The organism is Streptomyces atroolivaceus (genome assembly GCF_000717025.1).
Lineage (GTDB): Bacteria > Actinomycetota > Actinomycetes > Streptomycetales > Streptomycetaceae > Streptomyces > Streptomyces atroolivaceus.
This window is the reverse complement of sequence record NZ_JNXG01000004.1, coordinates 281328-303026: the sequence shown is the minus strand read 5'-3', so window position 1 is coordinate 303026 and position 21699 is coordinate 281328. Positions and strand designations below refer to the sequence as shown.

Here is a 21699-nt window from a genome sequence, read left to right as displayed (position 1 = left end):
TGCGGGACTGTCAGCCCTTGACGGCTCCGGCGGACATGCCGGTGACCAGGTGCTTCTGCGCGAAGAGGAAGACAAGCGCGGCCGGGATCGCGATGAGTACGGACGCCGCGGTCATCGGGCCCCACTGGGCTCCGTACTGGTTGACGAACTTCTGCAGTCCGCCGGCGAGCGTGAGGTTCTCGTCCCCGACCATGAAGGCGGAGGCGTACGCGACCTCGCCCCAGGCGGTGATGAAGGAGTAGAAGGCGGTGACGGCGAGGCCGGGCTTGGCGAGCGGCAGGATGAGCCGCCAGAACGTCCCGAACGGTGTGAGTCCGTCGACCTGCCCCGACTCGTCGATCTCACGCGGGATCGTGTCGAAGAAGCCCTTCATCATCCAGGCGCAGAAGGGCACCGAGATGGTGAGGTAGGTGATGACGAGCCCGGCCGGCTGGTTGAGCAGGCCCATCGTCGACATGATGTTGTAGATCGGCACGATGAGGACGGCCACCGGGAACATCTGGGTGACCAGCAGGGTCCACATCAGCCCGCGCTTGCCGGGGAAGCGGAAGCGGCTGACGGCGTAGCCGGTGGTGGCGGAGACGAAGACACCGATGACGGTGGAGAGTCCCGCGACGACCACGGAGTTGCCGAACCAGCTCAGGAACTCGGTGTCCTTGATCAGGTTCGTGTAGTTCTCGAACGTCGTCTCTTTGAAGAAGTCTGTCGTGGAAGCGAACTTCGCGGGCTTCAGCGAGGTCAGCAGGACCCACAGCACCGGGAAGACCGCGATCACCGACATGACGATCAGGGTGAGGTGCAGGGCCACGGAGGCGGCCGGCGAGCGGTCGCCGCGCTTGCGGACCTTGGGGGCCTTGCGGGCGCCGTGCCGGGCGGGGGTTGCCGTAACGGTGGTCACCAGTTGTCTCCCTGCGTGCGGAGCACTCGCCGGTACACCATGGCGAAGAGCATCAGGAGTACGAGAATCAGCACGCCCCAGGTGGAGGACTGCGCGAAGTCGCGCGGGCTGATCTCGAAGGAGAATTTGTAGGCCTGGGTGACCAGGATCTGCGTGGCCTCGCCGGGTCCGCCGCGGGTCAGCAGGAAGATCACCGGGAACATGTTGAAGGTCCAGATGGTGGAGAGCAGGACCACCGTGGTGGACACCGGGCGCAGTCCGGGGAGCGTGACGTGGCGGAAGCGCTGCCAGGCGGTGGCTCCGTCCATCTCGGCGGCCTCGTACTGCTCCGAGGGGATCGACTGGAGTCCACCGAGCAGGGCGACCATCATGAACGGCACGCCGAGCCAGACGTTGACGGCGATGACGGAGAACTTGGCCCAGGTGGGGTCGTTCAGCCAGGGTATGCCGTCGATTCCGGCGCCGCCGAGGATCTTGTTGAGCAGGCCGTTGTTCTCGTTGTAGAGGAAGCGCCAGGCGAAGACCGAGACGAAGCCGGGGATCGCCCAGGGCAGGATCAGTGCCATCCGGTAGGCGGAGCGGCCGGCGATCCTGCGGTTGAGGATGTTGGCGAGGGCCATGCCCAGGCAGAAGGTGATGGTCACACAGGAGACCGTCCACACCAGCGTCCAGCCCAGCGTTCCGAGGAACTGGGTCCCGGTCAGGGCGTCGGCGTAGTTGTCCAGCCCCACGAACTCGTAGGTGGCGGGCATCTCGTTGACACCGATGGACCGGGCGACGTTGCGCTCGTTGGCGTCGGTCATCGACAGCCAGATACCGCGGACCAGCGGGTATCCGATGATCACGCCGATCACGAGCACGACCGGGGCGACCATGGTCCAGGCGTACCAGTGGACCGACAGGGCGCGCCGGAACCTGCTCGGCGGTGGGGGGTTACCAGTACCGCGGCTCCGGCCGCGGGCGACGTCGTCGCCCGCGGCCTTCGCCACCGACTGGCTGGTGTGGACAGCCATCAGTCGGCCTGCCTTCCTGAGTTACTTCCAGCCCTTGAGGAGCTTGCGGTAGGAGTCGCCGGTCGCCTTGGCGGCCTTCTCCGGCGTGGTCTGGCCGGTGAGGACCTTGGTGTACTCGACGTTCAGCGGGGCGAAGAGGCTGCCGGTCTCCGGGATCCAGGGGCGCTCGACCGCGGTCTCGACGACGGGCTTGAAGAACTGGACGATCTCGCTGTCCACGGCCTCCTTCTTGGAGTACGCGGAGGTGCGGGTCGGCAGCAGGTTGAGCTCACCGGCGGTCTGCGCCTGGGCCTCGACCGAGGTCATGTACTCGACGAACGCGTAGGAGGCGTCGATGTTCTTGGAGCCCGCGTAGACGCCGAGGTTGTGGCCGCCCTGCGGGGCGCCCTGTGCGGCGGAGCCGGCCGGCACCGTGGAGATGCCCAGGTTCGCCTTGTCGGTGAACTCCTTGCCGGTCAGCGTGTCGGCCACGGCCCAGGGGCCGTTGATCATCATCGCGACGTCGCCGTTCTTGAACGACTGCATCATGTTCTCCCAGCCGTCCGTGGCGTCGGTCTTGGCCGCCCCGGAGTCGACGAGGTCCTTCACGACACCGAAGGCCTTGACACCCTCGGCGTTGTCCACGGTGACGGTCTTCGCGTCCGCGTCGACCAGGTCGCCGCCCTCGCCGTAGAGGAAGGAGAGGAAGTAGTACGAGTCGTCGCCGCGCAGGTAGAGGCCGGACTTGCCGGTCTTGTCCTTGATCTTCTTGGCGACGGTCTTCAGGTCGGCGATCTTCGCGGGCGGCTCGACGCCCGCGTCCGCGAACATCTTCTTGTTGTAGAAGATGCCCATGGAGTCGATCACCTGCGGGACCGCGTACGTCTTGCCCTTGTACTTGGTCGACGCGGCGGCCTGCTTGAGGAAGTCGTCCTGGTCCTTGAGCGCCGTGGTGCCGTCCAGCGGGGCCAGGTAGCCGAGGTCCGCGAACTCGGGGGTCCAGGCGACCTCGGAGCGGATGACGTCGGGGGCGCCGGAACCGGCCTGGGCCGCGTTCTTGAACTTGTTCTGCGCCTCACCGAAGGGCACGTTGACGTACTTGACGTCGACCTTCGGGTGCTTCTTCTCGAAGCCCTCGGCGATCTTCTTGAAGACCTTGTCCTCGCTGCCGACGTTCGAGGTGTCCCACCAGGTCACCGTGCCGGAGAGCTCGCCCGAGCTCTTGCTGCCGCCGGACTCGTCGTCGCTTCCGCAAGCGGTCGCCGCGAGCGCCAGGGTCGCGACCAGGGCGGTGGCCGTTATGCCACGTCGCATCTGAACTCCTTCAACTGCCGTACCGCTCCGTCGCGGCGCCGGGTCGACGTGAACGTAACAAGGATGAAAGACGACCGAAAGACCTTGCGGAAGATTTCTGCAAGCGCTGCTGATCGTTACATTGGCGTGTCCGCAAGGTTGCCGTCAAGCCTCTTGACGGAAGCCCTTTCACCCTGCCTTGTCCTGGCCAGACCCCTTACGGCGGTGGCAGGAGGATCCGGACGCGACAGCCCGGCAGCGCCCGCAAGGCCTTGCAAGATATTGCTGCGAGAAACCCTCCGGCCGGTGGCTGCGGGGGTGGACCGCCCGAATCCCGCGCACGGTGGGCAATCCGACACGCGCCCGGTACAGTCCAGTGCCATGACCGCACGGCTTGCCGATATCGCAACTCAGGCGGGGGTCAGCGAAGCGACGGTCAGCCGCGTACTGAACGGCAAGCCCGGTGTCGCAGCGGCCACCCGTGAATCCGTCCTCGCGGCGCTCGACGTCCTCGGCTACGAACGCCCCGTCCGGCTGCGCCGGCGCAGTGCCGGTCTCGTCGGCCTGATCACGCCCGAGCTGGAGAACCCGATCTTCCCCGCGCTGGCCCAGGTCATCGGCCAGGCACTCACCAGGCAGGGCTACACGCCGGTGCTGGCGACCCAGACGCCTGGCGGTTCCACCGAGGACGAGCTCACCGAGATGCTCGTCGACCGCGGGGTCTCGGGCATCATCTTCGTCTCCGGACTGCACGCCGACACCTCCGCCGACATGCAGCGCTACGAGCAACTGCGCGCCCAGGGTGTCCCCTTCGTCCTGGTCAACGGATTCTCCCCCAAGGTGCAGGCCCCCTTCATCTCCCCCGACGACCGGGCGGCGATGCGGCTCGCGGTGACGCACCTGGTCGCGCTGGGCCACCAGCGGATCGGTCTGGCGGTCGGGCCCAAGCGCTTCGTTCCCGTGCTCCGCAAGATCGAGGGGTTCCACGCCACGATGCGGGAACAGCTGGATCTCACCGCCGACGCGGTGGAGGAGCTGATCCAGCACTCCCTGTACACCCTGGAAGGCGGCCAGGCGGCCGCCTCGGCGCTGATGGAACGCGGATGCACCGCGGTGGTGTGCGCGAGCGACATGATGGCGCTCGGCGCGATCCGCGCCGCCCGCCGGCTGTCGATGGAGGTGCCGCGCGACCTCTCGGTGGTCGGCTACGACGACTCGCCCCTCATAGCGTTCACCGATCCGCCGCTGACCACGATCCGGCAGCCGGTGACGGCCATGGGCCAGGCCGCCGTGCGCACACTGCTGGAGGAGATCGGCGGCACACCCGCTCCGCACAGCGAGTTCGTGTTCATGCCCGAACTGGTCGTACGCGGTTCAACGGCCTCGGGCCCGGGCCCCTCCTCGGCCCCTCGCGCCCATCGGTGAAGTCCTGGATGTGCGACCGGAACCCGACCGGAGGATCATCGGGCAGAGGGGGACGTATCTGGCAGACTCTGCGCCTATGGGTGAATCGCACGTGACCACACAGGAAGACCGCACGGCGGCCACCCCGTCACCCGTCGCGAACGGAACGACGGCCTCCGGTTCAACGAGAGCGATCACCCTTTCACGCATGCGTACCCGACCCTCCCTCCGATCCCTGCGCTCCCCGCGCCACCCACGCATCTGGTTCGAGATCCTGCTGATCGCGGTCAGCTACTGGCTCTACTCGCTCGTGCGCAACGCCGTGCCCGAGCAGAAGGCAGCGGCCCTGCGGAACGCCGACTGGATCTGGTCACTCGAGCGCACCGTGGGCCTCGCCTTCGAAGAAACGGTCAACCGGGCCGTCAACTCGGTGACATGGCTGATCGTGTCGATGAACTACTACTACGCGACGCTGCACTTCGTCGTGACCATCGGTGTGCTCGTCTGGCTCTTCCGCCGTCACCCGGGCCGCTACGCGGCCACCCGCCTGGTTCTCTTCGCCACGACGGCGGTCGCCCTGCTCGGCTACTACGTCTTCCCGCTGGCGCCGCCCCGGCTGATGAACGGCAACGCCTTCATAGACACGGTGATGCTGCACCAGACGTGGGGCTCGATGGCCTCGGGCGACCTCAAGCACATGTCGAACCAGTACGCGGCGATGCCGTCCATGCACATCGGCTGGTCCCTGTGGTGCGGTCTGACCATATGCGCCCTGGCCACCGCGCCCTGGGCGCGGATCCTCGGCGCCCTGTACCCCATGGCCACGCTGGTCGTGATCGTGGCGACGGCGAACCACTTCTGGCTGGACGCGGTGGGCGGTATGGCCTGCCTGGCGTTCGGGGTGGCGGTCTCCTGCGCCTGGTACGGGGCGCTGCCGCACCGTCTGCCGAAGCAGGTGCGGCAGTCCGGTACGAGCCGCCTGCGCGCCCTGCGACGGCCACCCGCCCTCGCACCCGAACTGACGGCTCAGGCCGGTCCTTCACCCGCCGGAGCGGCGGAAACCGCCCCGCCGCGATCGAGCCCGCCCGGCGGCTGAGCGGCATTCTCCCGGCCCCTCGGCCGGGACGGGTACGGGCCTCGGCCGGGACGGCGTACGGGCCGGGGCGCCGGACCGGCCGCCCCGGCGCCCCGCCACTCACCCCACTCACCCCGCGGCGCCGTAGAACCTCTCCTCCACCACCGCCCGGGCCCGCCGGGTGATCCGCCGGTAGTCGTCCAGCATGTCCCCCACGTGCCCCGGCTCGTAGCCCAGGTACCGGCCGACCGCCGTCATCTCACGCGGGTTCGAGGGGAAGGTGTCGCCCGGCCGCCCCCGCACCAGCATCACCGCGTTACGGACCCGCGAGGCCAGGACCCACGCCTCGTCCAGCGTCTGTGCCTCCTCCGCGGGGATGAGCCCCGCCGCGCAGGCCGCCGCCAGCGCCTCCCGCGTACGCGGGGTCCGCAGTCCGGGCTCCACCCAGCCGTGCTGCATCTGCATCAGCTGCACGGTCCACTCGACGTCGCTCAGCCCGCCGCGCCCCAGCTTGGTGTGGAGCGTCGGATCGGCCCCGCGTGGCATGCGTTCGGACTCCATCCGCGCCTTGAGCCGCCGGATCTCCCGGACCGCGTCGTCCCCCAGCCCTTCCATCGGGTACCGCAGCGGGTCGATCAGCTCGATGAAGGCGCGGCCGAGCTCCTCGTCCCCGGCCACCGGCGCGGCGCGCAGGAGCGCCTGGCTCTCCCAGACCAGCGACCAGCGCCGGTAGTAGACCTCGTACGACTTCAGGGTGCGCACCAGGGGGCCGGTCCTGCCCTCCGGCCGCAGGTCGGCGTCGATCAGGAGCGGCGGGTCCGCGGTCGGCAGCTCCAGCAGTCTGCGCATCTCCGTGACGACGGCGTTCGCGGCCCTGGCCGCCTCCTCGTCGCCGACCCCTTCCCGGGGTTCGTGCACGAACAGGACGTCCGCGTCCGATCCGTAGCCCAGCTCGTGACCGCCGAAGCGGCCCATGCCGATGACGGCGAACCGGGTCGGCAGGGTGTCGCCCCACCGCTCCCGGACAGCGGCGCGCAGCGCCCCGGACAGGGTGGCGGCGTTCAGGTCGGTGACCGCGGAGCCGACCCGGTCGGCGAGAGCACCCGGGTCGGTCTCGGCGGGGTTGTCCTCGGTGCCGTACGAGCCGATGAGATCGGCGGCGGTCGTACGGAACAGTTCCCTGCGCCGGACCCCGCGCGCCACCGCGACGGCCGCTTCGGCCCCCGGTGCCCGTCCGACCGCGGCCAGTACCTCCTGCTCCAGGTGGTCCCGGCTGCGCGGCCTCAGGCCTTCGGGGTCACCGAGGATGGCGACGGCCTCCGGGGCACGCATCAGCAGGTCGGGGGCGAGACGGCCGGCGGACAGGACCCGGGCGAGGTTCTCGGCCGCGGCGCCCTCGTCGCGCAGGAGCCGCAGGTACCAGGGGGTCTTGCCGAGCGCGTCGGACACCTGCCGGAAGCCGAGGAGCCCGGCGTCCGGGTCGGCGGAGTCCGCGAACCAGCCGAGCAGCACCGGCAGCAGGGTGCGCTGGATCGCGGCCTTGCGGGAGACCCCCGACGACAGTGCTTCCAGGTGCCTGAGGGCGGCGGCGGGGTCCGCGTAGCCGAGGGCCTCCAGCCGGACGACGGCCGCTTTCGCGCTGAGCCTGCTCTCGCCGGGCGCGAGCTGGGCGACGGCGTCGAGCAGCGGCCGGTAGAAGAGCTTCTCGTGCAGCCGCCGTACGACGGAGGCGTGCCGCCGCCACGCCCGGTTGAGCTCGGCGACAGGGTCCGTACGCAGTCCGAGGGAACGCCCGAGCCTGCGCAGGTCGGCCTCCTCCTCGGGGACCAGATGGGTGCGGCGCAGCCGGTAGAGCTGGATCCGGTGCTCCATGGTCCGCAGGAAGCGGTACGCCTCGTCCAGCTGAGCGGCGTCCGCCCGCCCGACGTATCCTCCGTCGGCGAGGGCCCGCAGTGCCTCCAGGGTGGAGCCGGAGCGCAGGGTGCTGTCGCTGCGGCCGTGGACGAGCTGGAGCAGTTGTACGGCGAATTCGACGTCCCGGAGGCCGCCGGGACCGAGCTTGAGTTCGCGGTCTATACGGTCGACGGGGATGTTGTCGACGACGCGGCGACGCATCTTCTGTACATCGCTGACGAAGTTCTCCCGGTCGGCGGCCTGCCACACCAGTGGGGACACGGCCTCGACGTACTCCGCCCCCAGCTCGGGGTCGCCGGCGACAGGCCGGGCCTTGAGCAGCGCCTGGAACTCCCAGGTCTTGGCCCAGCGCTGGTAGTAGGCGAGGTGCGAGGACAGGGTCCGCACCAGCGGCCCGTTACGGCCCTCGGGGCGGAGGTTGGCGTCGACGGGCCAGATGGTGCCCTCGACGGTGGTGTCGGAGCAGATGCGCATCAGGTGGGCGGCCAGCCGGGTCGCGGCCTGCATGGCGCCGCTCTCCTCCGCGCCGTTCACGGGCTCGCCCACGAAGATCACATCGACGTCGGACACGTAGTTCAGCTCGTGTCCGCCGCACTTGCCCATCGCGATGACGGCGAGCCTGCACTGCGCGGCGTCCGAGGGCGCGGCTGCCCGGGCGATGGCGAGCGCCGCCCGCAGCGTGGCCGTCGCAAGGTCGGCGAGCTCCGCGGCGACCTGGGCGACGTCGGTCGTGCCGCACACGTCGCGGGCCGCTATCGACAGCAGTGACCTGCGGTAGGCGACGCGCAGCGAGTCCGGGTCGACGGCGTCGCAGAGCATGTGTTCGAACTCGGGGACCCCGGGGTGCAGATCGGTGGCCTCGTACGTGACCAGCACCTGCCAGTCGCGCGGGTGCCGTGCCAGATGGTCCCCGAGCGCCTCGGAGGCGCCCAGGGCCCCCAGGAGCCGGTCCCGCAGCGGCTTGGCCGTGACCAGGGTGTCCAGCAGGACCTGCCGCTCCCCGGCCTCCTCGGCCTCGACGAGCCGTACGAGGCTGTGCAGGGCCAGATCGGGGTCGGCGGTCGCCCCGAGGGCGTCGAAGAGGACGGGATCGGCCCGTACGGAGGAGAGCTCGGGCAGATCCAGCAGCCGTTCGGCGGCGGACGGATCGGTGAAACCGTGCCGCAGCAGTCGGGTGAACGTACTGCTTCTGCGTCCCGGCACCGTCGTCATCCTGTGTCTCCTGCCCGCCGATCACACATATCCGCCCTTCGAGCCTAGCCCGGCCCCGATGAATCCGGAGCGGCGGCGGAGTCCGTACTGCAGAGGCACGATCGACGAAAAGGCCACGCACACCGCCATACCGCCCCAGGAGGCACGCCATGCCGGCCAAGGACACAGCCACCCCCGACACCACTCTCGACCCCCACTACAGCGGCGAGGACGCCACCGCCCGGCCCTGGGCGGAGGCGGTCGCCCTGCTGGACCGCGCGGAGCTGTACTGGCTGTCCACGGTCCGGCCCGACGGCCGCCCCCACGTCACCCCGCTGATCGGCCTCTGGTCGGAGGGCGCGCTGCATTTCTGCACGGGCCCCTCCGAACGGAAGGCGCGCAACCTGGCCTCCAACCCGGAGGTCGTCCTGACCACCGGCGCCAACACGCTGAACGAGGGGTTCGACGTGGTGGTCGAGGGCCGCGCCGCCCGGGTGGCGGACGAGCAGCGGCTGATCGTGCTGGCCGAGGCCTGGGAGGCGAAGTACGGCGCCGACTGGCACTTCGGCGTCACGGACGGGATGTTCTCCAACGGTGCGGGCGGCCGTGCGGAGGTGTTCGCGGTGGCCCCCCGCACCGCCTTCGGTTTCGCCAAAGGCGACCCGTACGGCCAGACGCGCTGGCGCTTCGCCTGAGCGGCGCCACGGGGCCGGGCCGGACCGGCCCGGTGGCCCTGGCCTGCCCGATCCGAACGAGAGACCCTGGCGCGGCCGGGTCCCCGGGGAGGCGGACCGGCCCGGTGGCCCTGGCCGGCCTAGCGCGGCCGGGTCCCGATGACGACGGTGGCGTACAGCTCCTCGGAGACGACCACGCGCGCGGTCAGTCCGCCGCTGCCCACCGTCTCCCGGGCGCGCGCCGCCTGCCGCTCGCTCGTCTCGACCAGCAGACTGCCGCCGGGGGCCAGCCAGTCGTCCGCCTCGGCGACGACCCGCCGCAGCACGTCGAGCCCGTCACCGCCTCCGTCGAGCGCGACGCGCGGCTCGTGGATGCGCGCCTCGGCGGGCAGCAGCTCGACGTCCTCGGTCGGAACGTACGGCACGTTGGCGAGCAGCACGTCGACCCGCCCGCGCAGCGAGCGGGGCAGGGGCGTGAAGAGGTCGCCCTCGTAGACCGTCCCGCGCCCGCCCACGTTGCGCCGGGCGCAGCGCACGGCGGCGGGTTCCACGTCGGCGGCGTGCAGTTCGGCCTCGGGCAGCGACGACGCGAGTGCCCTGCCGAGCGCGCCGGTCCCGCAACAGAGGTCGACCACGACCGCCCGGCCGGACGCGAGGGCCACAGCCTGCCGGACGAGGAATTCGGTACGCCGACGTGGCACGAAGACCCCGGGGTCCACTTCGATCCGCAGACCGCAGAACTCGGCCCAGCCGACCACGTGTTCGAGCGGCAGGCCGGCTGCACGGCGTTCCAGCATGGCGGCGAGTCCGGCGGGGTCCGCCGCTGAGGCGAGAAGGAGTTCCGCCTCGTCCTCGGCGAACACACAGCCGGCGGCGCGGAGCGCGGTGACGAGGGCGGGGAAGGTGAGCGGTGGGGCGTGTTCCTGCATGGTGCGGAGCCTTTCGGGATGACCGATGGGCGCTCCGCGATCGCTCAGGCCCGGTCGGCCACACGACGGCGAGGGGTGAGCGCCCAGCCTGCTGAAGCGGTAATGGGTCTCACCTCCTGGGTCGGTCCCGGTCTCGGGAGGGGTCACACTACCGGACCGGCACCCACCTGACGATGCCTCACATCTGCGGCCTTCGAGGACTGCTGGCGCTGCGGGAACCGCGCCCGCGCGCCCCGCCACCCCGCACGTCACCACCGGACGCCGGCCGGGACGCCCGCCCCGTCCTGACGCCGTGCGGATAGGCTCCCCGCATGTCACCGGAGTCGAGGGGCGGTACGCCGCGGCCGGCGGGCCCGAACCACCTGTGGGCCGTTTCGTTCAGCGCGCTGGCCGTCTTCCTGGCGAGCTGGGCCATGTGCTGGATCCAGGCGTACGCCGTCAACGACGACCTGCCCAACACCTGCGACGACGTACGCAGGCAGGTCTTCCCGACGGAGGTGGCCTGCGCGGCCGCGGACGGGACGGTCACCGGAGCGGCCCCTGGATGGCTGGTGGTGCTGTTCTTCGCCTCACTCGTGGTGACCGTCCTGACGGGAACCATGGCACTGGCGGTCACCGCGGCCGTACGCGGAAGGTGACTCAGCCGCCCCGCACGGCGCCGTCCGGCCAGACCACGTCCACGGGCAGCCCGGCCCGCCGGGCCTCCTCGACCAGGTCTGCCGTCCCGCCGGCCCGGCCCGTGGACGGCGTTCCGTCCCACACGGCGACCAGACGGTCGGCGCGCTCCAGCAGCTCGGAGTTGGCCGCCTCGTAGGCCGCACGGTCGGCGCTCTCGTACGGCAGGGTCTGCACCTCGACGGCGGTCTCGTTGAGATGGTCGAAGACCGGAAGGTCCTCGGGCTTCACCACTGCACTGCGATAGTCCAGCGACGGAACGACGACGACGAGGCGGCCGCCCATGGCGGAGACCTCCTCCGCGAAGAGCGAGTCGGCGCCGGCGGCGATGCACGAGATCCCCGTGAGGTCCTCGCTGTAGGGCTTCAGCACCTCGCGCAGCGCCGCCCGTACGAGCGGCACGGTCTTTTCGGTCAGGTCGGTGTGCCCGGTCACGGCCAGCGTCGTCATACGTCTTCCTCCTGGGCTCGGCAGCGGTTCGCGGGCCGTTCACGACGGGCCCACGGTCTACGGGTACGGCTGCCCCCCTTGCACCCTCGCACGCCCCTACCGCTGACCGGGGCCCGCCCAGACGGTGCGGGAGCGCTCCGCCCGCCTGCTCCTCGCCGGGCGCTCTTCCTCTGCCCGGCGCCGGAGTGTACGTTCGTACATGCTCTGCCCGGGGTGACGTACGCCCTGCCGTGTTCTCGTGAAAGACGTGTCTGATGGACCTGGCCACCCGTCGCCGCCGAACGGCGTTGTTCCTCTTCTTCCTCATGCCCGGCCTGGCGATCTCCTCCTGGGTGACGCGGACGCCCGACATCAGGGATCAGCTGGGCGCTTCCACGGCCCAGATGGGGCTCGTCCTGTTCGGCCTGTCCGTCGGCTCCATGCTCGGCATCCTCGGCTCCGGTGCTCTGGTGGCACGGTTCGGCACCAGGCCGGTCATGGGTGTGGGGACGGCACTGGTCATCCTCAGCATGGTGGTCATCGGCTGGGGAGCCCTGCTCTCCTCGGCCCCCACCGTCACGGCCGGGCTGTTCCTCTTCGGCGCAGGGATGGGCGGCGGGGAGGTCGCGGTCAACATCGACGGCGCCGAGGTCGAACAGATCATCGGCCGCACCGTGCTGCCCACCCTGCACGGCTTCTTCAGCCTCGGCACGGTCGTGGGAGCCGCGGTCGGCATCCTGTTCACCGCCATCGAGTTCCCGGTGCAGTGGCACCTGACCGCGACAGCCGTCGTCGCCGCCGCGATGTTCGTCCACGCCTTCCGCGCCATCCCGGCCTCGGTCGGCAGGACCAAGGGGCCCCGGCCGGCCGACGGCAGCACGGCGCCGCCCCGGGCGGCGGTGTGGAAGGACAGGCGGCTGCTGCTGATCGGCGGCATCATCCTCGCCATGGCACTGGCGGAGGGCGCCGCCAACGACTGGCTGCCACTGCTCATGGTCGACGGCCATGGCGTGGACCCGGCCCTGGGATCGGCCGTCTACGCGGGCTTCGCCGCCGCCATGACGATCGGCCGCTTCGGCGGCGGCTTCTTCATCGACCGATTCGGCCGCGCCCCGGTCGTCCGGGCCAGCGCACTGTCCGCGGCCCTCGGGCTCACGCTCGTCATCTTCGCCGACTCCCCCGTCCTCGCCGGTGCCGCTGTGCTCTTCTGGGGCCTGGGAGCCTCACTCGGTTTCCCGGTCGCGCTCTCCGCGGCCGGCGACTCGGGCCCCGACTCGGCGGCGCGCGTCAGCCTGGTGGCGATGATCGGCTACATCGCCTTCCTCGTCGGGCCCCCCGGCCTCGGCTTCCTCGGCGACCACTACGGGCTGCGCTCCGCCATGATCGTCGTCCTCGCGTTCGTCGCCGTGGCGGTCTTCCTCGCCCCGGCCATCGGCACCCGGCGCACCACGCGTCCGGACGTGCACGCCGCGCAGGCGGCCGCGCCTGACGGGGCTCCGCACGACGCCCGGACGGCCCGGCACGACTGAAGCGGTGACGGGCCGTCCGGCAGCGGGGACCGCCGGCCCGGCGAGGTCCTCAACGGGTCCGGCAGCGCGACAACTCGGTGAGCCGTACCACTGGGTCCACGAGGGCAGCCCATCCGACACCGGCCGAGATGGCACCAGGACCCTTGCATGAGCCTTGCGCGGAGCTACGCGGGTCCTACGCCCCGGAGTCGTACGCCGACCGTGGGACCACCCCTTAAGGTTTGCCCATGGGTTTGACAGCAGGTCACGACGGAGGAGCCCTGCCCGGTCCGACGGCCCCAGCACAGGGCTGGCAGGCGCCGAGCGCGGTCGAGTGGGGGCTGTACGAGGCGAGGTCGCGCGGCGACTGGCCCGCATATTACGACCTCGTCGCCCGGGCCGACCTGTACATGATGCAGTCGCGGGCGTACGTCGACGCGAACCCGGGCAACACCCGCTTCCACCCCTACTGGAGCCCTCAGACCCAGACCATGTGCCTGGCCGTTTACACCGGCGGCATGCTGCCGCCGCCCGTCGCCGACCCGGTCTACAACTGCTACGACTTGGGCTGGTTCGCGGAGGCCTGGGACCAGAACGACCCGCCCTACCTCGTCGTCAACCCAGGCAGCCCCTGCGAGGGCGTCCTGCCGGCCGGGCCGGAGGGCCGCGCCCTGTGGCAGCGCCACTCAGCCTTGGTCGAACGGCCGGGGCTGGCCCAGGACGTCGTCCACACCCTGGAGATGGGCGGGCCACGTAGCGGTCCGGTCGCCTTCGGTCTCGCGGCCGGCGCGCACATCAACGTGCGCAACGGCCGCTACTGGAACGCGATGGCCTACCACGGTGGCGGCTACCGCAACGAGAAGCGCACGCTGGAACGCTGGTGGGGTGTCACCACCCGCGAGGACTGGCTGGACACGCAGGAACAGCTGCTGCGCGCCGGGATGGTCAGCGGCGTCTGGGAGTTCGTCCTGCAGCTGCGCCGCTCCATGGTCCTGGACTTCGCGGGCCCCGTCGACGTCGACCACTGGCGCGAGGCCGCGGCGAATGTGGTGCGCCGGCGCACCGAGGCCGCCGCCGAACCCTGCCTGACCGCGGACGGTGTCACTCAGGGCCGCACCGTCACCGCAGCGGAGCTGGAGGGACAAGTGACCGGCGTGCAGCGGCTGATCGGCCGTATCGCCCGCTACGAGGCGCGGTTCCGCGCCGACGGCCTTCTACCCGAAGGGGGCTTCGTCCAAAGTGTCGAGGCCTGGGACTACGGCCGGGCTTCCGGTATGGCCCGCTGGGGCCTCGCCGCCCGCCTGTGCTCCCTGCAGGAGGCGGAGGCGGCCGTGGTCCGCGCCGGCCGTCTCGTCCAGCTCAACTACCGCTCGTGGGAGAACTTCTCGGCCGCCTACGTTCTTGGCCGATGCCTCCACTTCGACGAAGAGGAGTTCGGCGAGTGGTACGAGACTGCCCTCGCGACCCACCGCGCCCTGACCAGTGACCCGGCCAGCCCGTGGCGCACGCTCCCCTGGACCTGAGGTGTGCAGGTGCTGGGGCTGACCGAGCTTCCACATGATCGGTCTCGTAACCGGCGCAGTCGGGCCGCCATCCGGGTCTGAAGGCCCCTTGGCGGCCCAGAGCTGATCGTGACCGCGGGCGGGTCGCTTCGGCTGAACCGGGCGACCCGCCCTCATTCCGTTCTCTGGACCGCTGACCAGCCGCTACAGCACCGGCAGCAGGTTCTTCAGCTCGAAGGCCGTGACCTCGCTGCGGTACTCCTCCCACTCCTGCTTCTTGTTGCGCAGGAAGAAGTCGAAGACGTGCTCGCCCAGGGTCTCCGCCACCAGCTCGCTCTTCTCCATCAGGGAGATCGCCTCGCCCAGGTTCTGCGGCAGCGGCTCGATGCCCATCGCGCGGCGCTCCGAGTCGGAGAGGGCCCAGACGTCGTCGTCGGCACCGGCCGGGAGCTCGTAGCCCTCCTCGATGCCCTTGAGGCCCGCGGCGAGCAGGACCGCGTACGTCAGGTACGGGTTGGCGCCGGAGTCGATGGAGCGGACCTCGACGCGGGCCGAGCCGGTCTTGCCGGGCTTGTACATCGGGACGCGGATCAGCGCGGAGCGGTTGTTGTGGCCCCAGCAGATGTACGAGGGGGCCTCGCCGCCGGCGCCCGCGGAGCGGCTGGAGCCGCCCCAGATGCGCTTGTACGAGTTGACCCACTGGTTCGTCACGGCGGAGATCTCCGCGGCGTGCTTGAGCAGGCCCGCGATGAAGGAGCGGCCCACCTTCGACAGCTGGTACTCGGCACCGGACTCGTAGAAGGCGTTGCGGTCGCCCTCGAAGAGGGAGAGGTGGGTGTGCATGCCCGAGCCCGGGTACTCCGAGAACGGCTTCGGCATGAAGGTGGCCTGCACGCCCTGCTCCAGCGCGACCTGCTTCATGACCAGGCGGAAGGTCATGATGTTGTCGGCGGTGGAGAGCGCGTCCGCGTACCGCAGGTCGATCTCCTGCTGGCCGGGGGCGCCCTCGTGGTGGCTGAACTCGACGGAGATGCCCATCGATTCGAGCATCGTGATCGCCTGGCGGCGGAAGTCCATGCCGACGTTCTGCGGGGTGTGGTCGAAGTAGCCCGAGCTGTCTGCCGGGGTGGGGCGGCTGCCGTCGACCGGCTTGTTCTTCAGCAGGAAGAACTCGATCTCCGGGTGGGTGTAGAAGGTGAAGCCCAGGTCGGAGGTCTTCGCGAGGATGCGCTTGAGGACGAAGCGCGGGTCCGCGAAGGAGGGCGAGCCGTCCGGCATCAGGATGTCGCAGAACATCCGCGCCGTCCCCGGGGCCTCCGCACGCCACGGAAGGATCTGGAACGTGCCGGGGTCCGGCTTGGCGATCATGTCCGATTCGTATACACGGGCGAAGCCCTCGATCGCGGAGCCGTCGAAGCCGATTCCCTCGTCAAAGGCCTGTTCGAGCTCGGCCGGGGCCACGGCGACGGACTTGAGGTAACCGAGAACATCGGTGAACCACAGCCGTACGAAGCGGATGTCGCGCTCCTCAAGCGTCCTGAGGACGAATTCCTGCTGCTTGTCCATAGCCACATCCTTGCAGTTCAGACGGTCCGTGCACCACCGCCCGGGGTAGGGGGACACCTCAGTATCACGACCCGGGATTTCACCCAGATTACGCACACGGTGTGAGAGAGAGCACGCGGCCACCCACTACGATCGGCGCCCACGGTGTGCACGGGCCGCGGTCGCCCGGCCACGGCCCCCGGCACCCGGTTCCGCCCCGCTCCGCTCCCGTCCCTCACTCCCCCTTGGCAGAAGGACCCGACGTCATGAGCTTCGACCGCAGGACCCGCATGGAGCAGATGCGCAGCGCCGGCCGTGCACGCGACCGCCGCAACCGGGTCGTCGCCATAGGCCTGAGCGCCGTCGTCGTCGCCGGCCTGCTCGGTTTCGGCTCGTACATGCTCCTGGAGAAGTCCGAGGCGAAGGAGAAGACCGGGGAGAGCCAGGCCCAGGACGCCAAGCAGACCGAGCAGGAGAAGAAGAAGCTCGCCGCCGAGCCGATCGCGGACGAGAAGACGTGGGACGCACAGAAGCTGACCCGCGAGCACGTCACGACCGGCGTGGAGTACGCCATGGCGCCGCCCGTCGGCGGGAACCACCATCCGGCCTGGCTGAACTGCGACGGCGTCGTATACGAGAAGGCGGTCCCGGACGTCAACGCCGTACACGCCCTGGAGCACGGCGCGGTATGGGTGACGTACAACGGGAAGGCCTCCGGTTCCGACGTCGAGGCACTCGCCTCCCGGGTCAGGAGCACCCCGTACTCCTTGATGTCCCCGTACGAGGGCCAGGCCGGGTCCCTCATGCTCAGCGCCTGGGGCAAGCAGGTCACGGTGGACGGCGCGGACGACCCTCGGGTGGCCCGGTTCTTCGCGAAGTACGTCCAGGGTGCGCAGACACCCGAGCCCGGCGCGCCGTGCACCGGCGGGATCGACGGGTGAGCGCCGCCCTCACCCGGCGTAATCGGTGGGTGGCGGGCTCCGCCGTGGCCCTCGCCCTGCTGTTCGCCGGCGCGGCCACGGTCGCCTCCGCGCGCGGCGACGGGGCTCCGCACGCGCCCCGCACGCCCTCGGCACAGTCCGCGGACGCGGGCTTCGCGCGGGACATGGCCGTCCACCACCAGCAGGCCGTGGAGATGTCCTTCATCGTGCGGGACCGTACGCGTGACGAGGACGTACGGCGTCTCGCGTACGACATCGCCAACACGCAGGCCAACCAGCGGGGCATGCTGCTCGGCTGGCTGGACCTGTGGGAGCTGCCCAAAACGGCGCCCGAAGGGCAGGGCCCGATGGCCTGGATGCCGGGCGCCCACGGCGCCCACAGCACGCACGGCACTGACCACGACGGGGCGCTCATGCCCGGCATGGCGACCAGGACCGAGCTGAAACGGCTGGGCGAGGCCGACGGCCGGCAGGCCGAGATCCTCTTCCTCCAGCTGATGACCGACCACCACGAGGGCGGCGTCACCATGGCCCGCGGCTGCGCCGGGCAGTGCACGGTGGCGGTGGAGAAGCGCCTCGCCCAGGGCATGGTCGAGGCCCAGCAGTCCGAGCTCGACCTGATGGCGGACATGCTCGCGGCGCGTGGGGCGGCACCCCGGTCCTGAGCACGGGACCGGCCCGGCGCACGCCCCCGGTCCTGAGCACGGGACCGGCCCGGCGCACGCCCCCGGCCCTGAGCCCGGCGCACGCCCCCGGGCCTGGACCCGGCGTACGCCCCCGGCCTTGAGCCCGGCGTACGCCGAACGGGTGACAGCGTTCGCGTGCGGCGGGCGGGCCCGCGACGATGGAAGGACTCGGGGCCGTACAGCAGTGCCCACCGGCACGCAGGAGGCAACCCCATGACCACGGCCAAGGACATCATGCACACCGGGGCCCACTGGATCCCCGCCCACGAGACGCTCGACCGCGCGGCCGAGATGATGCGGGACCACAAGGTGGGGGCTCTGCCCGTCTCCGCCAACGGCGAGCAGGACCGGATGGTCGGCATCATCACCGACCGCGACATCGTGATCAAGTGCGTGGCGTCGGGGCACGATCCGTCGAAGGTGACGGCGGGCGAGCTCTGCGACGGCACCCCGCGCTGGATCGAGTCGACGGCGGACGTCGACGCGGTGCTGGAGGAGATGCAGAGCCATCGGATCCGCAGGCTCCCGGTGGTCGAGGACAAGAAGCTGATCGGCATGATCAGCGAGGCGGACCTGGCGCTCCACCTCTCGGACGAGCAGGTCGCCGGCTGGGCGGAGAAGGTCTACACCCGTACCTGACTCCCCGCCCGCCCGCCGTCCGCCCCCGCGCACCCCCGGCCCGGTGCCCCCGCACCCGCGGGGGCACCGGGCGGAGCAGGACATCGCGTCAGTCAGACGATTACACTGGCCGCGTGCCTCAACTACGCCTCGCACTGAATCAGATCGACGCGACCGTCGGAGACCTCGCCGGTAACTCCGGGTCGATCGTCCACTGGACCCGGCACGCCGCCGAGCAGGGCGCCCACCTGGTGGCGTTCCCCGAGATGGTACTGACCGGGTACCCCGTCGAGGACCTCGCCCTGCGGTCGTCCTTCGTCGAGGCCTCACGGACCGCACTGCGCGCGCTCGCCGTCCGCCTCGCCGACGAGGGCTTCGGCGAGCTGCCGGTCGTCGTCGGCTATCTCGACCGCTCGGAACACGCCGCGGAACGCTACGGCCAGCCCGCGGGCTCCCCGCGCAACGCCGCAGCGGTGCTGCACCGCGGCGAGGTCGCGCTGAACTTCGCCAAGCACCACCTGCCCAACTACGGCGTCTTCGACGAGTTCCGGTACTTCGTGCCGGGCGACTCGATGCCCGTCGTGCGGGTGCACGGCGTCGACGTGGCCCTCGCGATCTGCGAGGACCTCTGGCAGGACGGCGGCCGCGTACCGGCCGCGCGCGCCGCCGGAGCGGGGCTGCTGCTGTCGATCAACGCCTCTCCGTACGAGCGCGACAAGGACGACACAAGGCTGGAACTGGTCCGCAAGCGGGCTCAGGAGGCCGGCTGCACGACGGCGTACCTGGCGATGATCGGCGGCCAGGACGAGCTGGTCTTCGACGGGGACTCGATCGTCGTCGACAAGGACGGCGAAGTCATAGCCCGCGCGCCCCAGTTCGCCGAGGGCACGGTGATCCTCGACCTGGACCTGCCGGCCGCTGCGGCCGAGGCACCGTCCGGGGTCGTCAACGACGGGCTGCGGATCGACCACGTGGTGCTGAGCGGGGAGCCGCTCCCCGCCTACGAACCGGAGCTCGCCGGCGGGTACGCCGAGCGGCTCGACGACGACGAGGAGCTGTACTCGGCGCTGGTCGTGGGGCTGCGGGCGTACGCCGCGAAGAACGGTTTCAGCAGCGTGCTGATCGGGCTCTCCGGCGGCATCGACTCGGCGCTGGTCGCGGCCATCGCCTGCGACGCGCTCGGCGCTCAGCACGTGTACGGCATCTCGATGCCGTCGAAGTACTCGTCGGACCACTCGAAGGGTGACGCCGCCGAGCTGGCACGGCGTACGGGGCTGAACTTCCGCACCGTACCGATCGAGCCGATGTTCGACGCGTACATGGCCTCGCTGGGGCTCACCGGGCTCGCCGAGGAGAACCTCCAGTCGCGGCTGCGCGGCACGATGCTGATGGCCGTCTCCAACCAGGAGGGCCAGATCGTGCTGGCACCGGGCAACAAGTCCGAGCTGGCGGTGGGCTATTCGACGCTGTACGGGGACTCCGTCGGCGCGTACGGCCCGATCAAGGACGTGTACAAGACGTCGGTCTTCCGCCTCGCGAAATGGCGCAACCGCGCCGCCGAGGAGCGCGGCCAGATCCCGCCGATCCCGGAGGCGTCCATCACCAAACCTCCGAGCGCCGAACTGCGCCCGGACCAGGTGGACTCGGACTCGCTGCCGGACTACGACGTGCTGGACCGGATCCTGGAGCTGTACGTCGACCGGGACCAGGGCCGGGACGCGATCGTGGCGGCCGGGTTCGACGACGCGCTGGTGACGAAGACGCTGAGGATGGTGGACACCGCGGAGTACAAGCGGCGTCAGTACCCGCCGGGCACGAAGATCTCGCCGAAGGGCTTCGGAAAGGACCGCCGGCTCCCGGTCACGAACCGGTGGCGCGAGTCGGGCTGACGCGAGCACCGGAGCCGGGCCGCACGCGCGTGCGGCCCGGCTCCGTCCTACGGTCCGCGAGGGCGGGCAGGACAGCCCGGCCCGGCCCCCGCGCGTCTCAGGACTCGGAGCGCGCCCCCACGCGCTCGCGCGACTCGGACCGGGTGCCGGATGCCACCACGCGCGAGGTGCCCGGGGTCCGGTCCAGCAGACCGGCCGTGACCGCCACCGCCAGTCCGGCGGCGGCCAGCACCGCGCCGACCAGGGCCGGAGACGTCCAGCCCCATCCTGCCGCGATGGCGACACCGCCGAGCCAGGCCCCGCCCGCGTTGGCGAGGTTGAAGGCGGAGTGGTTGGAGGCCGACGCGAGGGTGGGGGCGTCCTTGGCCTTGTTCATCACGAGCATCTGCAGCGGTGTGGTCGTCATGAAGCCGACGCCGCCGAGCAGCACCACCATGACCAGCGCCGCCCACTGCACGTGGACGGTGAAGGGGAAGACGACGAGGACGACGGCCAGGGCACCGAGGGAGCCGTAGAGGGTGGGACGGAGCGCCCGGTCGGTCAGCGGTCCCGCCGCCAGCGCGCCGAGGGTCATCCCGATGCCGAAGAGCGCGAGGACGAGCGTCACGGAGGACTCACCGAAGCCCATCGCCTCGGTCGTCATGGACGAGAGGTAGGAGTAGACGGCGAAGACACCCGCGAAACCGAGGACGGCGGTGAGGAGGCCGAGGACGACCTGGCGGTTGCCGAGCGCGCTCATCTCACGGCGTACGTTCTGGTGCGCCTCGACGGGGATCTGCGGGACGAGGCGGGCGAGCGCGGCCATCGCGGCCAGCCCGATCACCGCGACCACCATGAACGTGGCGCGCCAGCCGAGGTGCTGCCCCAGGAGGGTCGCCGCGGGTACGCCGACGATGTTGGCCACGGTCAGGCCGAGGAACATCGTGGCGACGGCGCGGGCCTGACGGCCGTCCGGTACGAGGCGTGCGGCGACGACGGCGCCGACCCCGAAGAAGGCCCCGTGCGGCAGTCCCGCCAGGAACCGGCCTGCCAGCAGCCAGCCGAAGTCGGGGGCGAAGGCGGAAGCGAGGTTACCGACGGTGAAGACGGCCATCAGCAGCAGGAGCATCCGCTTGCGCGGGATCCTGGAACCGAGACCGGTGAGCAGGGGGGCACCTACGACGACGCCGATCGCGTACGCCGAGACGAGGTATCCGGCGGTGGGTACGGACGTTCCCAGATCGTCCGCGACGTTGGGCAGCAGCCCCATCATCACGAACTCGGTGGTGCCGATGCCGAAGGCGCTCACAGCGAGGGCGAGCAGGGCCAGGGGCATGGAGAAGACCTTTCGGGCAGGGGGCCGCCCGGACCATGAGGGCCGGGTGGCGGCGAAATATGTGCGGGAGCGTCGGCTTCGTTGCCGGGACGGGTTATGTACCCCGTCGGAACAAAGTCTCTCAGACGTTTTATGCCCGGACGTGAACATGCCGTTGCGGCGGGGTGTGATGTGGGCGTCACTCGGTGGGTGCGCCCTGCCGCCGGCAGTCGCGGCCGGCC

General features: G+C 70.7%; 18 protein-coding genes. 10 read left to right on the top strand and 8 right to left on the bottom strand.

Annotated elements, in window-relative coordinates; all coding sequences use genetic code 11:
- Positions 1 to 10: 10 nt before the first annotated feature.
- From OO67_RS12960 to OO67_RS12950, 3 genes are read right to left on the bottom strand one after another with little or no spacing between them, the layout of a single operon-like run.
- Positions 11 to 898: a sugar ABC transporter permease gene (locus OO67_RS12960; protein ID WP_033299882.1), complete on the bottom strand. Its 888-nt coding sequence runs from the start codon at positions 896 to 898 to the stop codon at positions 11 to 13.
- Positions 895 to 1911, bottom strand: a complete 1017-nt coding sequence (locus tag OO67_RS12955; protein WP_033299880.1) for a carbohydrate ABC transporter permease — start codon at positions 1909 to 1911, stop codon at positions 895 to 897. The genes OO67_RS12960 and OO67_RS12955 overlap by 4 nt, the downstream gene beginning before the upstream one ends.
- A 21-nt stretch (positions 1912 to 1932) precedes the next feature.
- Complete coding sequence (locus tag OO67_RS12950; protein ID WP_033299878.1) at positions 1933 to 3204, bottom strand: extracellular solute-binding protein; 1272 nt, start codon at positions 3202 to 3204, stop codon at positions 1933 to 1935.
- Between the two features lie 360 nt (positions 3205 to 3564).
- Here OO67_RS12950 and OO67_RS12945 point away from each other — a divergent pair, with 360 nt between their 5' ends.
- Entirely contained in the window at positions 3565 to 4608 is a 1044-nt protein-coding gene (locus OO67_RS12945; RefSeq protein ID WP_033299877.1) for a LacI family DNA-binding transcriptional regulator, read from the top strand.
- A gap of 187 nt (positions 4609 to 4795) precedes the next feature.
- A complete protein-coding gene (locus tag OO67_RS12940) occupies positions 4796 to 5683 on the top strand; it encodes a phosphatase PAP2 family protein (protein ID WP_382055847.1) in 888 nt (295 codons plus the stop codon).
- A gap of 108 nt (positions 5684 to 5791) precedes the next feature.
- Here the strand turns inward: OO67_RS12940 and OO67_RS12935 are convergent, their stop codons facing one another.
- Positions 5792 to 8788 (bottom strand): bifunctional [glutamine synthetase] adenylyltransferase/[glutamine synthetase]-adenylyl-L-tyrosine phosphorylase, encoded by a 2997-nt coding sequence (locus OO67_RS12935; protein ID WP_033299876.1) that lies wholly within the window; start codon positions 8786 to 8788, stop codon positions 5792 to 5794.
- Positions 8789 to 8937: 149 nt separating this feature from the next.
- On the opposite strand from OO67_RS12935, the gene OO67_RS12930 reads away from it, so the two are divergent.
- Positions 8938 to 9462 carry a pyridoxamine 5'-phosphate oxidase family protein gene (locus tag OO67_RS12930; protein WP_033299875.1) on the top strand — a complete coding sequence of 175 codons (525 nt, stop codon included), beginning with the start codon at positions 8938 to 8940 and terminating at the stop codon, positions 9460 to 9462.
- Positions 9463 to 9581: 119 nt separating this feature from the next.
- On the opposite strand, the gene OO67_RS12925 is transcribed toward OO67_RS12930, so the two are convergent.
- Positions 9582 to 10370, bottom strand: a complete 789-nt coding sequence (locus OO67_RS12925) for a putative protein N(5)-glutamine methyltransferase (RefSeq protein ID WP_033299874.1) — start codon at positions 10368 to 10370, stop codon at positions 9582 to 9584.
- Positions 10371 to 10681: 311 nt separating this feature from the next.
- On the opposite strand from OO67_RS12925, the gene OO67_RS12920 reads away from it, so the two are divergent.
- A complete protein-coding gene (locus OO67_RS12920) occupies positions 10682 to 11008 on the top strand; it encodes a hypothetical protein (RefSeq protein ID WP_033299872.1) in 327 nt (108 codons plus the stop codon).
- Between the two features lies 1 nt (position 11009).
- Here the strand turns inward: OO67_RS12920 and OO67_RS12915 are convergent, their stop codons facing one another.
- Entirely contained in the window at positions 11010 to 11495 is a 486-nt protein-coding gene (locus OO67_RS12915) for a hypothetical protein (protein WP_033299870.1), read from the bottom strand.
- Between the two features lie 254 nt (positions 11496 to 11749).
- Between OO67_RS12915 and OO67_RS12910 the strand changes: the two genes are divergently transcribed.
- A complete protein-coding gene (locus OO67_RS12910) occupies positions 11750 to 13003 on the top strand; it encodes an MFS transporter (protein ID WP_033299868.1) in 1254 nt (417 codons plus the stop codon).
- 227 nt (positions 13004 to 13230) lie between these two features.
- Positions 13231 to 14505, top strand: coding sequence for a DUF1266 domain-containing protein (locus tag OO67_RS12905; RefSeq protein ID WP_033299867.1), 1275 nt, complete (start codon positions 13231 to 13233; stop codon positions 14503 to 14505).
- A 183-nt stretch (positions 14506 to 14688) separates the two neighbouring features.
- Here OO67_RS12905 and glnA read toward each other — a convergent pair whose 3' ends face one another.
- Entirely contained in the window at positions 14689 to 16050 is a 1362-nt protein-coding gene (glnA, locus tag OO67_RS12900) for a type I glutamate--ammonia ligase (protein WP_014156604.1), read from the bottom strand.
- 245 nt (positions 16051 to 16295) lie between these two features.
- Between glnA and OO67_RS12895 the strand changes: the two genes are divergently transcribed.
- The 4 genes from OO67_RS12895 (at position 16296) to OO67_RS12880 (ending at position 20163) form a co-directional block, all read left to right on the top strand.
- Complete coding sequence (locus OO67_RS12895) at positions 16296 to 16970, top strand: DUF3105 domain-containing protein (protein ID WP_033299866.1); 675 nt, start codon at positions 16296 to 16298, stop codon at positions 16968 to 16970.
- Positions 16967 to 17635: a DUF305 domain-containing protein gene (locus OO67_RS12890; RefSeq protein WP_033299864.1), complete on the top strand. Its 669-nt coding sequence runs from the start codon at positions 16967 to 16969 to the stop codon at positions 17633 to 17635. Before OO67_RS12895 ends, OO67_RS12890 begins: the two co-directional genes overlap by 4 nt.
- 234 nt (positions 17636 to 17869) lie before the next feature.
- Positions 17870 to 18295 (top strand): CBS domain-containing protein, encoded by a 426-nt coding sequence (locus OO67_RS12885; protein WP_033299862.1) that lies wholly within the window; start codon positions 17870 to 17872, stop codon positions 18293 to 18295.
- Between the two features lie 113 nt (positions 18296 to 18408).
- The gene (locus OO67_RS12880; RefSeq protein WP_033299861.1) at positions 18409 to 20163 is read left to right on the top strand and encodes an NAD+ synthase; all 1755 of its coding nucleotides are present in this window, start codon (positions 18409 to 18411) and stop codon (positions 20161 to 20163) included.
- Positions 20164 to 20260: 97 nt separating this feature from the next.
- On the opposite strand, the gene OO67_RS12875 is transcribed toward OO67_RS12880, so the two are convergent.
- Positions 20261 to 21478, bottom strand: coding sequence for an MFS transporter (locus tag OO67_RS12875; protein WP_033299860.1), 1218 nt, complete (start codon positions 21476 to 21478; stop codon positions 20261 to 20263).
- Positions 21479 to 21699 lie beyond the last annotated feature (221 nt).